The following is a 12,903-nucleotide window of genomic DNA, read 5'->3' as shown; positions in this document are numbered from 1 at the left end:
GGGATTTATATGCGGAAGCTTGCCGTCGTTCTGGCACTCGCCTCCACCGCTCTTGCTACTCCCGCCCTCGCCCGCGACAAGTCGTGGTACGTTGGCGTCGAAGGCGGTGCGATGATCGTTGAAGACATCGACTATGATATTGGCGCATTGAACAATGCCGGTTCGGTCGATCATGACTATGGTTACGATGTCGACGCCGTAATGGGCTACGACTTTGGCGGTTTCCGCCTCGAAACCGAAGTCGGCTACCGCAAGGCAACCGTGGACGGCTACTCGTCGACCACGACCACGCCAACGTTCGGTGCAACCGGCGTTCGCGGTAACGCGGCAACCGGCAACTACGACTATGCCGGTGGCTCGTCGTCGGCTCTAAGCTTCATGCTGAACGGGCTTCTGGACTTCGGTCCGGACGATGGCATCCAGGGCTTCGTCGGCGGTGGTGTCGGTGTTGCTCGCGTCAAGGCGCAGTACGCTCTCAACAACAACGGCGACTTCCTGAACGACTCGGACACCGTGTTCGCGTATCAGGGCCTGGCCGGTATCCGTGCACCGCTGACCGACCACATCGACGCGACGCTGAAGTATCGTTTCTTCAACGCCGAGAACGTCAAGCTGGTCGACGTTTCGAACCGCGTGTTCGACGGTCGCTATCGTTCGCACAGCATCCTTGGTGGTGTGACGTACAACTTCGGCGAGCCAGCAGCTCCGCCGCCGCCGCCGCCGGCACCTGCGCCTGAGCCAGTTCCGGCTCCGCCGGCACCTGTTCCGGAAGCAGTGGTCTGCTCGCCTGGTCCGTTCATCGTGTTCTTCGAATGGGACAAGTCGGACATCACGCCTGAGGCAGCGTCGATCCTCGACAACGCCGTCACGCAGTACCAGTCGTGCGGCAACGCACAGGTCATGCTGGCAGGTCACGCCGATAAGTCGGGTTCGGCATCGTACAACGTCGGTCTGTCGCAGCGCCGCGCAGATGGCGTGAAGGCATACCTGTCTTCGCATGCCATCCCGGACAGCGTCATCTCGACGGAAGCATTCGGCGAGAGCCGTCCGCGCGTCGAGACCGCCGATGGCGTTCGCGAAGTGCAGAACCGTCGCGTGGAAGTCACCTACGGTCCGGGTTCGGGCCAGTAAGACTTTCGCCAACCGGCTCTCGGGTCGGTTACGGAATGAAGATCGGGGAGGTCGGCGAAAGCCGGCCTCCCTTTTCTTTTGTCGAGCGTGCGGACCGTGGCTCGGTGAGTTTGCTGAAGAGGGTTGGAGACTGGGCTGTCTGTAGCATCCGTGATGGCGGCAGCGACGCTCCGGATCCCGCACACCTATGCGAACGCCCTCACCTGTTTACGAAGCCGACAAGTGATTATGCAGTCGATCGGGCGCGATCAGCGCCGCGCCCAGATCCTTCGCACGACGATCCACAGCACTACCGAAATTACGACTGCGAGGATCAGCGCGCCTGCAACGGCCCCGGCAACCCGGAAGATCCCCCAGAACAGCGCTTCAACGAAGCGGCCGACCGCGACCGAAAGGCCGATCATGCGAGAGGGTCCGAACGCGCCACTCCCTCGACCCTAGCCGGTGAAGGCTTGCGCGCCAAACCCCGTCTTCCTACGCCTCCGCCATGCATACCAAGCCGAGCCACGCGGAAATCGTCCCCGACAGCGAACACAAGGGCTTGGTCGGTCGCCTCCCGCCAACCCTCCGCGGCCTCGCGCTGCTCGCCCGCTTCGACAGGCCGATCGGCTGGTGGCTGCTGTTCTGGCCCGGCGCCTGGGGCGTCGCGCTCGCCGGTGGCGCAATCGAGCGCTGGGACCTGATCCTGTGGCTCCTCCTCGGCAGCATCGCGATGCGCGGCGCGGGGTGCGTGTTCAACGACATCGTCGACCGCGACCTCGATGCGCAGGTCGCGCGCACCCGTGCCCGACCGATCCCGAGCGGGCTCGTGTCGATCACGCTCGCCTGGGTCTGGCTCGTCGCGCTCTGCCTGATCGGGTTCGTCGTCCTGCTGCAACTGACCTTCTTCGCCGCGATCGTCGCGCTCGCCAGCCTCGCGCCCGTCGCGGCCTACCCGTTCATGAAGCGCATCACCTGGTGGCCGCAGGCGTGGCTCGGCATCGTCTTCTCCTGGGCATTGCTGGTCGGCTGGAGCGACATCGCCGGCGCGCTCGATATGCCGATGTGGCTGCTTTACACCGGCTCGATCGCGTGGGTGATCGGCTACGACACGATCTACGCGCTGCAGGACCGCGAGGACGACGCGATGATCGGCATCCGCTCCTCCGCGCTCCGGATGGGCAGCCACGTTAAGGCCGGCGTCGGCATCTTCTACGTCGCCGCCGTCGCGTTATGGGCCGCAGCCTTCTGGCAAGTCCGCCCGGATCCGCTCGCGATCGCCGCGCTCGTGCCCATTGCGCTCCACCTCGCATGGCAGGTCGTCACACTCAAACCCGACACGCACGAGGGCGCGGGCACCGCAGCGCTGGCCCGCTTTCGCGCGAACCGTTTCGCCGGACTGTTGATGTTCCTCGCCTGCGTGGTTGTCGGCACGAGCCTGCATCCCTAACTCGCTGATATGCTGACCCCAGACCAAGCCCGCGACCGCGCCCACGACATCGTCCAGCGCGCGAGGGCGGCGGGCGCCGACGCCGCCGACGCGGTCTTTGCCGCCGATGCCGCGCTCGACGTGTCGATCCGCCTCGGCAAGCTCGAGGATATCGGCCGCTCCGAGAGCGAGGATCTCGGCCTGCGCGTGTTCGTCGGCCAGCGTTCCGCCAGCGTCTCCACCTCCGACCTGTCGACCGCCGCGATGGACGCGCTGGTCGAACGTGCGGTCGCGATGGCGCGTGAAGCCCCCGAGGACCCCTGGGCCGGCCTCGCCCCTGCCGAGCGCCTGCTTCACGGCATCACCCCGATGCTCGGCCTCGACGACGGCGGCGAGGTCAGCCCCGAGCAACTCCGCGACGCCGCGCTAGAAGCCGAAGACGCCGCCCGCGCCGTCCCCGGCGTCTCGAACAGCGAAGGCGGCGGCGCCAGCGCCTCGCGCAGCGTCTGGGCGTTGGCGACCAGCCACGGTTTCGCCGGCGCCTATGCCGCGACCGGCTACGGCGTGTCGGCCAGCGTCTTGGCAGGCGAGGGCGGCAACATGCAGCGCGATTATGCGCACAGCAGCGCCCGGCTCCGCGCGCATCTCGAAGCCCCCGAAGCGATCGGCCGCCGCGCCGGCGAACAGGCGGTCGCGCGCCTCAACCCCGGCCGTCTCGTCAGCGGCCCCACCACGATCGTCTACGATCGCCGCGTCGGCGGATCGCTCGTCGGTCACATGCTCGGCGCGATCTCCGGCCAGGCGATCACGCGGAAGACCAGCTTCCTGCTCGACTCGCTCGGCAGCCAAGTGTTCGCGCACGGCATCACCATCCGCGACGATCCGCACCGCCCGCACGGCTTGCGCTCGCGTCCGTTCGATGGCGAAGGCCTGCCAGTGTCGCCGAGCGACATCATCGAGAACGGGATGCTCGAACGCTGGCTGCTCGATTCCGCCTCGGCGCGCCAGCTCGGCCTCGAACCGACCGGCCATGCCGCGCGCGGTGTCGGCGGCGGCCCCGGCGTATCGACCAGCAACGTGTTCATGGAACCGGGCCACGTGCCGCTCGAAACGCTGATCGCGGACATCGAGTCGGGCGTCTACGTCACCGAACTGATGGGCGGCGGGGCGAACGGCGTGACCGGCGACTACAGCCGTGGCGCGGCGGGCTTCAGAATCGAGAACGGGCAGATCACCACGCCGGTCGCGGAGTTCACGATTGCGGGCAACGTCAAGGACATGTTCCTCGCGATGACCCCGGCCAACGATCTCGAATTCCGCTACGGCGTCAACGTACCTACGCTGCGCGTGGAGGGCATGACGGTGGCCAGTGGCTGACCGGCGGCGCGGGGCCGAGCGGTCGCCGGCATGGCTGCGCGCTATGGCGGACGCGGTAGCGAGCATCGCCGCAGAGGCCGGCGCAATGGCGCTCGATCGCTTCGACACCGACTTCCAGCGCTGGGAGAAGACCCCCGGCAGCCCGGTCTGCGAACTCGACATCGCGATCGACCGGATGCTCAAGGCGCGGCTGTCGACGCTTCTCCCCGAGGCCGGCTGGCTCTCCGAGGAAACCGCCGACAACGCGGACCGCCTCGCACACGACCTGCTCTGGGTCGTCGACCCGATCGACGGAACGCGAGACTATATTCGCGCCCGTCCCGGCTGGTGCGTCTCGGTCGCTTTGGTCGATCGCGGCAAGCCGGTGATCGGCATCCTCGAAGCGCCGTCCCGCGACGAACGCTGGCACGCGGTCGCAGGGCAGGGGGCCACCCGCAACGGCATCCCGCTGAAGGCTGGCGACCGAACCGACTTCCCCGGTAGCCGAACCCCGGTGGACGCCCTCCCCAAAGCCGACCGAGACCTCGTCATGGTCCACAAACCCAACTCGATCGCCCTACGCATAGCGATGGTCGCCGCCGACGAAGCCGACCTCGTCGCCACCCTCCGCTGGGGCAACGAATGGGACATCGCCGCCGCTATCCTCGTCGCAAGCGAAGCGGGCGCGGTGGTGACCGATGCGCTGGGTGTGCCGCTGGTGTTTAACAAGCCGCGGCCGCAAGCGTTCGGCGTGTTGACCAGCGTACCGGGCATTCATGCCGCCGCGGTGGCGCGGCTCGCCGACCGGGCACGCGTGGGTACCGACTAAATACCCAACGATCAGCGGTGAGCGGTCACCGATTTTTCAGGCTCGGTCAGATCGAGAACCTCCAATTCGGCGGGGCCCGCCCGCCTACGGACCAAGCTGCCGGTTGGGACGAGATAAGTACCGCGCAAGGTGAACCGCTCGATCAGATATGTGCCGGGATCGCCTGCGGTTGCGGCATTTCCCGTGTAGCGACGGTCGGATATCTGGCTCAACAGATCCTTCGCCCACGCCGTCGATCGCGATCCACGCAAGATCTCCGGCTCACTGGTCCTGCCGTCGGGTCTGATCCAGAATCCGATATCGACCCATTGGATCTGGCCATAGTCGGACGGCCGGGTGGGAATTGGATCGATGACATCGAACTTTGCGGTGTTGATCTTGGCCGCCATCTCCGCGGTCGGCTTGTAGGGAGGCGCCCAGATCAGCACGGGGCGAGTCGAGGCGTCATGACCGATCGCGCGTACCAGCCGATCGACCTGCCCGTCATCGGCACGCTTGGCGGCCAGCCGTAACCTCACCACCTGCATCGCCGTGCGGAGCGTTGGATCCGACGCGTCGGGTCGCGCTTCGGCTTCGGCCATCAATCGCGCGGCGCCTGCGGTATCGCCGCGTGCGTTCGCGAGGCCGACGCGTCGCAGAACCGCCTGCAACGCCAATATCGTATTACCGTGTTGCAGCGCTTGCCGCTCGACCGCGTGGTACGAAAGCTCGGCCGATCTCGCATTCCCCAGCTGGGCCCACATGTCGCCCGTCGCGAACGCCGCGGCGAGCACCGCCGGATCGTCGGGCGGGAGGTTGTCGCGCAAGACCCGTACCTGTCGACCGACCGCCGTTCTGAAGGCATCCATGTCGCCGTCGTGTCGCGAAACCGTCGCATAGGCCTCATAGATCGCCGCGAGCGGTTTCGGTGCGGTCGCGGCGTTTCGCTTGTTGCGCGATGCCGCCGCGGCCAAGGTGTTGCGCGCCTTGACGTACGCCCCTTCGCGAAACTGGCGTTCGGCATATGCTATCGAAACCTGCGCATCGCGGAGCGGCGGACAGGCTTGCTGGATGCATTCCCGATAGGCATCGTCCAGCCGCTTCCCGGCAACGACGATTTCGGGAGCGACCTGTGTCGTCAGCAACAGCAACAGCGCGATCATGGCCTGGTCTCCGAATGCGTGCGCCCAGGCGATCATGGCCTGGTCTTCGAATACGTGCGCCCAGTCTAAGCGAATCGTCCGGGCTGCAAAGTCGAGATACGATCGAGTTTGAACCTAATGCTCGTGATGCCGGTGCTCGATCTCCCGTCGATCAAAGACCCGCCGGCGTTCCGGATACGCACTTGCCCTTCGTCCGGCTGGTCAGGTGAAAGTGCAGACACCGATCGCAGCGATAGGCCCTCAGCGGTACGCGTCCGGTCTGCGCCACGACGAGCGCGTCGGCTTCGGAGACAAAGCGCGCCTTGCGACGGCAGACGCTGAGCCGGGTGCGCTTCACCGCCTCAGTCCTTGTACTTCATCTCCAGGAAGCGGCCGCGGGTCGACAAATTGTCGAGGTCGCTTTGCGCCAGTCGCGCAGTCATCTCGCCAATCTCCTGTTCGATCAGCTTCAGGCCGTCGACCAGCTCGGCGTCGGGCGAGCGACCGTTGCGCGGAGTGGTGCGGAGCGACGCCGGCACTTTCTCGTAATCCTTGACGAAGGCAGGGAGCTGTTCGCCGATCAGTTTCCGGACGTCGACCGCTTCCTGCGTGTTCGCGTCGAGCGTCGCGAGTTGCGGCGTCAGCGTTTCGAGGCGCAGGCCGATCCGGTCGACCAAGGTCATCGCGGGTGCGGGGAGGGCCGGGCGCTGCGCTTCCAGCCAGCGTTCGGTCTGTGCGGGGAGGGCGCGGATATCGACCGCCGCGAGGCGCTCGGGCGTCGGCGCGCGTTCCGCCGGCCAGACCGCGAACAGCACCGTCGCGGCGACCAGCAGCGCCATCACCAGCATCGCGCCGCCGATCCCGAGCGGCACGATCCAGCCGATCACCATCGCCGCGATCAGGATCGACACGTCCGCGACCGCGATCCGGGTCAGCCGCTTGCCGATCGCCTGCGTCTGCCGCGCCCGTCCCCGCGATGGCGCGCGCGCGATCAAGGTGCCCGTCCGGTCGTCCGAAATGCGCGACCAGGAGGCGCGGGCGCTGGCGATGGCGTCGTCGACTTCGCTCACGAGGGTTACATCGCCTCCAGCTTGAACGGGCTGGCGGAAGGTCCGCCCAACTGCCCCTGCGTCGCACCTTCAGCACGCGCGATATAGCCACGGGATTTGTCGACCTCGTTCGACAGCGCGCCGACGGTGACCTTCATCGAATCGAGCGCCTTCAGCTTGAACACGTCAATCGCGTCCATCGTGTCGTAGATATTCTGGAACGCGCGTTGCAGCGTCTCCAGCGGGATCGTCGCCGATGCCGCCTGCTCATGGATCTGCGCGGTCTGCGATTTGAGCAGCTTGCCGGTCGAATCGATGATGTTCGCGGTCGTCGTGTTGAGCGCGGTGATCTGCTCCAGCACCAGCTTCTGGTTGGTCAGCGCCTGCGCCACCGTCACTGCGGTCCGCAGCGCCGACACGGTCGTGGTCGAGGCGCGATCGACGCCCTTCACGAGCTCGACATTGTTCTTCTTGACCAGATCGAGCGCGAGATAGCCCTGCACGGTGACCGCCATCTGCGTCAGCAAATCCTGCGTCCGCTGGCGCGTGTAGAACAGCGCCGTCTCGCGGATCGCCTTCGCCTTGGCGGGATCGGTGTGGTCGAGATCGTTGGCGACGTCCTCCAGCTTGGCGTCCATCGTCTTCGACAGATGGATCATCTGCTCGAGCCGACCCATCGCCGCCCACAGGTTCGCGCGCTCGGTATCGATCGCGGCATTGTCCATCAGCAGCTCGTCCTTGCCCGAGCCGAGGCTCTTCAGGATCTGCGCGATGTGCGTCTGCGACGACTTATAGCCGTCGAAATAATTGCGCATCTTGCCACCGAACGGGATGATCCCGAACAGCTTCTGCGGCGCGGTCAGATTGCCCTTCTTGCCGGGATCGAGATCCTCGACGACGCGGCGCAGCTCGGCGAGGTCCTTGCCGACACCGGTCTCCTGATCCATCGCCTTGACCGGGCGATCGAGGAAGCGGTTCGACTGGCCAGCGGCCTCGCGGATTTCCTTCGCGCCCATCGCGGTGATCGCGTCGACGCGCTTGCCGAATTCGGGCGAATTGACGTCCTGCGCGACGAGATCGGTGACGAACCCCGACACGCGCTCCTCCAGCTGCGACTTCACGCCGGCATCGACGGGGACCAGCCCGGACGCCTTCGCAGCCGCGACCGTGGGCACCGGATCGGGCGGGGTCAGCACCAGGCCAGGCTCTTCCGTCAGCGTGTTCGGGGTCGTCGCCATGCTCGTGTCTCCGTTCAGTGGGGCATCGTGGCTGCAACCCGCCCCGCGTTCAAGTGGCGTATATAGATAATACACTCAGGCTTGCCAACAGCTCTCCTTGAAACCGGGCGGCCGCGTGGACAGCTTGTCGGCAACATCACAGGAGTTCCAGCATGCGCGCCATCGGCTATACCAAGTCGCTCCCGATCAACGATCCGCAGTCGCTCGTCGACCTCGACCTCCCCAAGCCCGAGGCTATTGGCCGCGACCTGCTGGTCGAGGTGAAGGCGGTGTCGGTCAATCCGGTCGACACCAAGATCCGCCAGCGTCGCGAAGATCCCGACGGCAAGCCACAGGTGCTCGGCTGGGACGCATCGGGCGTCGTCGTCGCGGTCGGTCCAGACGTGACCGGGTTCAAGGTCGGCGATGACGTGTTCTACGCAGGCGCGATCGACCGGCCCGGTACCAATTCCGAATATCACCTCGTCGACGAGCGCATCGTCGGCCACAAGCCGGCATCGCTAGACTGGGCGCAGGCGGCGGCGCTGCCGCTGACCTCGGTCACCGCGTGGGAGACGCTGTTCGACCGGCTCGACGTGCGCAAACCCGTCCCCGGCGCCGCGAACGCGATCCTGATCATCGGCGGGGCAGGCGGGGTCGGCTCGATCACGATCCAGCTCGCGCGGCAGCTCACCGACCTGACCGTGATCGCCACCGCGTCGCGCGACGAGACGCGTGGCTGGGTCGAGGAGCTCGGCGCGCATCACGTGATCGACCACCGCAAGCCGCTCGCTGCGCAGGTCGAGGCGCTGGGGATCGGCGCACCGGGGTTCGTGTTCTCGACGACGCATACCGACGAACACATCGCCGAGATCGGCGAACTGCTGGCGCCGCAGGGCCGGCTGGCGCTGATCGACGATCCGAAGACGCTCGACATCGTGCCGCTCAAGCAGAAGTCGATCTCGGTGCACTGGGAGCTGATGTACACGCGCTCGCTGTTCCAGACCGCGGACATGGGCGAGCAGGGCAAGTTGCTCGACGAGGTCGCGCGGCTGGTCGATGCGGGGACGATCCGGACGACGCTCGCGGAGAATTTCGGGACGATCGATGCGGCGAATTTGCGGCGGGCGCATGAGCGGATCGAGAGCCACACGGCCAAGGGGAAGATCGTGCTGGAGGGGTTCTGACACCGCCCTAGTCATCCCTGCGCAGGCGGGGATCCATACTGGCAAGCCTTGAGACAGCGTCGCAAGCCTCCTGACAATATGGGCCCCGGCCTCGGCGGAGAAGACTTGCAAGGGTGTGCACCACCCCGGCGGAGGCCGGGGCCCAGTTGGGGAACGTTGCTAACGGATCGCGGCACGTCATTATTGCTGCCTTTCCAACTGGGCCCCGGCCTCCGCCGGGGTGGATAAAGTGGAGGGCGGGGCACTCCTTCTTGTTCCCTCGCGAACGCGGGGGCCCAGGAGCCAAGGACGTCATCGCTCGTAACCCTGGGCCCCCGCTTTCGCGAGGGAACGGCATTGGTTCGGCGGAAGGCGCATCTCCCGCCGAATGAGACTGGCGGCGGCGCAAATACACGATACTCTGCACCATGCTCCGCCCGCTGATCCTTGCGCTCGCCCTCCTCCCAGCGGCCGCCACGAATCGTCCCCCGCCAGCCGACCCACTCACCGCAACGATTCACACCGAAGACGCCGACCGCTTCGCCGCGCTGTTCGCCAAGACCAAGGGCAAACCCACCGCCGCGCAACTGAAACGCGAGTATCTCGACAAGGGCAGTTTCGGGATCGGCGTCTTCACCCCCGGCCGGATCGTCGACGCGGACACGCTCGCGCGCGCCATCGCTACCAACCCCACCCGCTACGCACAGGCGATCAAGACCTGCCTCCCCGCCGCCAAGACTGCGATCGGCGATCTCCGCGCGATCTATCTCGGCCTCCACGGCGCACTCCCCGACGTGAAGCTTCCGCAAGTCTATATAGTCTTCGGCGCGAACACCTCCGGCGGCACCGCCAAGCCCGGCGCGCAGGTGCTCGGCCTCGAAGTCCTCTGCCGCATGTCACCCACGCCCGAGAAACTCCGCCAGACGCTCCGCCACTTTTTCGCGCACGAGACGGTGCATTCCTTCCAGCAGGACGCCGGGATGACGCTCGCCCGCGATCCGCTGCTCACCGCGATCCTCGTCGAGGGCGCCGCCGACTTCATCGCGCAACTCGTCACCGGCGAGGAGCCGGACGCCGCCCGCGCCGCCTGGGCCGCCCCACGCGAAGCCGAACTCTGGCGCCAGATGCAGGCCGACATCGCGCTCACCCGCAAGCTTACCGACAAGGACGACCCGGAGGAAGGCTCGCCCGAAGCCAAGGCTTACGCGCGCTGGATTGGCAACTACTCCACGCCGCCCGCCGGCTGGCCGCCCGAACTCGGCTATTGGATGGGCCTGCGGATCTGGCAGCGTTACTACGCCGCCGCGCCCGACAAACGCGCCGCGCTGAGGGCAATGCTGGCGGTCCGCGATCCCCGTGCTATTCTCGCCGCCGGAACATATAAGCGCCGCGGAGGTTCCCTCTAAAGGCGACGAAATGCCGCTGCGTCTTCCCGCGGCGCAACAATTACGCTATGGCGCGCGCCAACCCCGTTCCTCGATCAAGAGAATACATTCATGAGCCTCCGCAACGTGGCGATCATTGCGCACGTCGATCACGGCAAGACGACGCTGGTCGACCAGCTCTTCCGCCAGTCCGGCACCTTCCGCGACAACCAGCGCGTCGAAGAGCGCGCAATGGATTCGAACGACCTCGAAAAAGAGCGTGGCATCACCATTCTCGCCAAGCCGACCTCGGTCGACTGGACCCCTCCCGGCGAGTCCGAGAGCATCCGCATCAACATCGTCGACACGCCCGGCCACGCCGATTTCGGTGGCGAAGTCGAGCGCATCCTGTCGATGGTCGACGGCGTCGTCCTGCTGGTCGATTCGTCGGAAGGCGCGATGCCGCAGACCAAGTTCGTCACCGGCAAGGCGCTGGCACTCGGCTTGAAGCCGATCGTCGTCGTCAACAAGGTCGATCGCAACGACGCGCGCATCCAGGAAGTGCTCGACGAAGTGTTCGACCTGTTCGTGTCGCTCGACGCGAACGACGACCAGCTCGACTTCCCCGTGCTCTACGCATCGGGTCGCAACGGCTATGCCTCGACCGACATGGACGCGCGCGAAGGCACGCTGATCCCGATGTTCGAGACGATCGTGAAGCACGTGCCCCCGCCCGCCGTGGAAGTCGCCGGCGTGCCGTTCACCTTCCTCGTCACGCTGCTCGACCGCGATCCGTTCCTCGGCCGCGTCCTCACCGGCCGCGTCAATTCGGGTACCGTGAAGACCAACCAGGCGATCCACGCACTCGATAACGACGGCAAGATCATCGAGACCGGTCGCGCGTCCAAGATCATGTCGTTCCGTGGTCTCGAGCGTGTTCCCGTCGACGAAGCCAAGGCCGGCGACATCATCTCGCTGGCAGGTCTCTCGGTCGCTACGGTTGCCGACACGATCGCCGACATCACGGTGACCGAGCCGCTGCACGCGCAGCCGATCGATCCCCCCACGCTGTCGATGCGTTTTGCCGTGAACGATTCGCCGATGGCGGGCCGTGAGGGCTCCAAGGTGACGTCGCGCATGATCCGCGAGCGCCTGTTCCGCGAAGCCGAGTCGAACGTCGCCGTGAAGGTGACCGAGGCGGCCGACAAGGACAGCTTCGAAGTCGCCGGCCGCGGCGAGCTTCAGCTGGGCGTGCTGATCGAGACGATGCGCCGCGAAGGTTTCGAGCTCGGCATCTCGCGTCCGCGCGTGCTGTTCGGCGAGGACGAGAACGGCAAGAAGACCGAGCCGTACGAGACCGTCATCATCGACGTCGACGAGGAGCATTCGGGTACCGTCGTCGAGAAGATGAACACGCGTAAAGCCGAGCTGACCGACATGCGTCCGTCGACCGGCGGCAAGACCCGCATCACCTTCTCGGCGCCGAGCCGCGGGATGATCGGCTATCATGGCGAATTCCTGTCCGACACGCGCGGCACGGGTATCATGAACCGGCTGTTCGAGAAGTACGGTCCGCACAAGGGCGCGATCGAAGGCCGCAAGAACGGCGTGCTGATCTCGAACGGTTCGGGCGAGGCGAACAACTACGCACTGGGTCCGCTCGAAGAGCGCGGCATCCTGTTCGTGGGCCACGGCGAGGCGCTCTATGAGGGCATGATCGTCGGCGAGAACGCCAAGCCGGACGACCTCGAGGTCAACCCGATGAAGACCAAGGCGCTGACCAACTTCCGCGCGAGCGGCGGCAAGGACGACCAGGTCCGCCTGTCGCCACCGAAGCGCGCGACGCTGGAGCAGGCGATCGCGTACATCGACGATGACGAGATGGTCGAAGTCACGCCGAAGTCGATTCGCCTGCGCAAGCGCTTCCTCGATGCGAACGAGCGCAAGCGCGCTAGCCGGGCTAAGCAGAGCGCCTGAGGCCAGCAAAGGCGGAGCCGGCTGAGCATCAGGCGCTCGGCCGGCCTCGCTCAAACGAGGTCCGACGACGCGGCTTTGCCGTGGCGCGCTGGCTAGGAATTGAAGAAGGGCCGGGGGGAAACCTCCGGCCTTTTTCTTTGTGCGAGAAAGTCCGAAGGCAGCACTCACGCTGACGGCAACGCGAGCGCTCAGGACTCAATTGGTGCATCTCCCCGGCGAAGGCCGGGGCCCAGGTGGAAAGGTCGCAGTAACTGGGCGCTGACCTTGGTTAGCGACGTCCCCCAA

General features: G+C 66.2%; 12 protein-coding genes. 7 read left to right on the top strand and 5 right to left on the bottom strand.

Annotated elements, in window-relative coordinates:
• Positions 1 to 9: 9 nt before the first annotated feature.
• A complete protein-coding gene (locus tag IFT67_RS08160; RefSeq protein WP_192146106.1) occupies positions 10 to 1,131 on the top strand; it encodes an OmpA family protein in 1,122 nt (373 codons plus the stop codon).
• 248 nt (positions 1,132 to 1,379) lie between these two features.
• Here the strand turns inward: IFT67_RS08160 and IFT67_RS08155 are convergent, their stop codons facing one another.
• Positions 1,380 to 1,535, bottom strand: a complete 156-nt coding sequence (locus IFT67_RS08155) for a hypothetical protein (RefSeq protein WP_192146104.1) — start codon at positions 1,533 to 1,535, stop codon at positions 1,380 to 1,382.
• A gap of 83 nt (positions 1,536 to 1,618) precedes the next feature.
• Here IFT67_RS08155 and ubiA point away from each other — a divergent pair, with 83 nt between their 5' ends.
• The 3 genes from ubiA to IFT67_RS08140 are packed head-to-tail and all read left to right on the top strand — an operon-like array spanning position 1,619 to position 4,724.
• On the top strand, positions 1,619 to 2,560 hold the full coding sequence (gene ubiA, locus IFT67_RS08150) for a 4-hydroxybenzoate octaprenyltransferase (RefSeq protein WP_192146102.1): 942 nt from the start codon (positions 1,619 to 1,621) through the stop codon (positions 2,558 to 2,560).
• Positions 2,561 to 2,569: 9 nt separating this feature from the next.
• Positions 2,570 to 3,916, top strand: coding sequence for a TldD/PmbA family protein (locus IFT67_RS08145; RefSeq protein ID WP_192146100.1), 1,347 nt, complete (start codon positions 2,570 to 2,572; stop codon positions 3,914 to 3,916).
• 43 nt (positions 3,917 to 3,959) lie between these two features.
• Complete coding sequence (locus IFT67_RS08140; protein WP_192146612.1) at positions 3,960 to 4,724, top strand: 3'(2'),5'-bisphosphate nucleotidase CysQ; 765 nt, start codon at positions 3,960 to 3,962, stop codon at positions 4,722 to 4,724.
• Positions 4,725 to 4,735: 11 nt separating this feature from the next.
• Here IFT67_RS08140 and IFT67_RS08135 read toward each other — a convergent pair whose 3' ends face one another.
• The 4 genes from IFT67_RS08135 to IFT67_RS08120 form a co-directional block, all read right to left on the bottom strand.
• Positions 4,736 to 5,902 carry a hypothetical protein gene (locus tag IFT67_RS08135; protein ID WP_244647201.1) on the bottom strand — a complete coding sequence of 389 codons (1,167 nt, stop codon included), beginning with the start codon at positions 5,900 to 5,902 and terminating at the stop codon, positions 4,736 to 4,738.
• Positions 5,903 to 6,017: 115 nt separating this feature from the next.
• The gene (locus IFT67_RS08130; RefSeq protein ID WP_192146098.1) at positions 6,018 to 6,203 is read right to left on the bottom strand and encodes a hypothetical protein; all 186 of its coding nucleotides are present in this window, start codon (positions 6,201 to 6,203) and stop codon (positions 6,018 to 6,020) included.
• 4 nt (positions 6,204 to 6,207) lie between these two features.
• A complete protein-coding gene (locus IFT67_RS08125) occupies positions 6,208 to 6,915 on the bottom strand; it encodes a hypothetical protein (protein WP_342450584.1) in 708 nt (235 codons plus the stop codon).
• A gap of 5 nt (positions 6,916 to 6,920) precedes the next feature.
• Positions 6,921 to 8,132, bottom strand: a complete 1,212-nt coding sequence (locus IFT67_RS08120; protein WP_056051998.1) for a toxic anion resistance protein — start codon at positions 8,130 to 8,132, stop codon at positions 6,921 to 6,923.
• A gap of 152 nt (positions 8,133 to 8,284) precedes the next feature.
• Here IFT67_RS08120 and IFT67_RS08115 point away from each other — a divergent pair, with 152 nt between their 5' ends.
• The 3 genes from IFT67_RS08115 (at position 8,285) to typA (ending at position 12,618) form a co-directional block, all read left to right on the top strand.
• Positions 8,285 to 9,298, top strand: a complete 1,014-nt coding sequence (locus IFT67_RS08115) for a zinc-binding alcohol dehydrogenase family protein (RefSeq protein ID WP_192146096.1) — start codon at positions 8,285 to 8,287, stop codon at positions 9,296 to 9,298.
• Positions 9,299 to 9,705: 407 nt separating this feature from the next.
• Positions 9,706 to 10,683 (top strand): DUF2268 domain-containing putative Zn-dependent protease, encoded by a 978-nt coding sequence (locus IFT67_RS08110; protein ID WP_192146094.1) that lies wholly within the window; start codon positions 9,706 to 9,708, stop codon positions 10,681 to 10,683.
• A 90-nt stretch (positions 10,684 to 10,773) separates the two neighbouring features.
• Positions 10,774 to 12,618 carry a translational GTPase TypA gene (gene typA, locus IFT67_RS08105; RefSeq protein ID WP_056051990.1) on the top strand — a complete coding sequence of 615 codons (1,845 nt, stop codon included), beginning with the start codon at positions 10,774 to 10,776 and terminating at the stop codon, positions 12,616 to 12,618.
• The last annotated feature ends 285 nt before the right edge of the window (positions 12,619 to 12,903 follow it).

This window comes from Sphingomonas sp. CFBP 13728 (assembly GCF_014841895.1).
GTDB lineage: Bacteria > Pseudomonadota > Alphaproteobacteria > Sphingomonadales > Sphingomonadaceae > Sphingomonas.
Note: the sequence above shows the minus strand (reverse complement) of the source record. Positions and strands in the feature narration are given on the sequence as shown.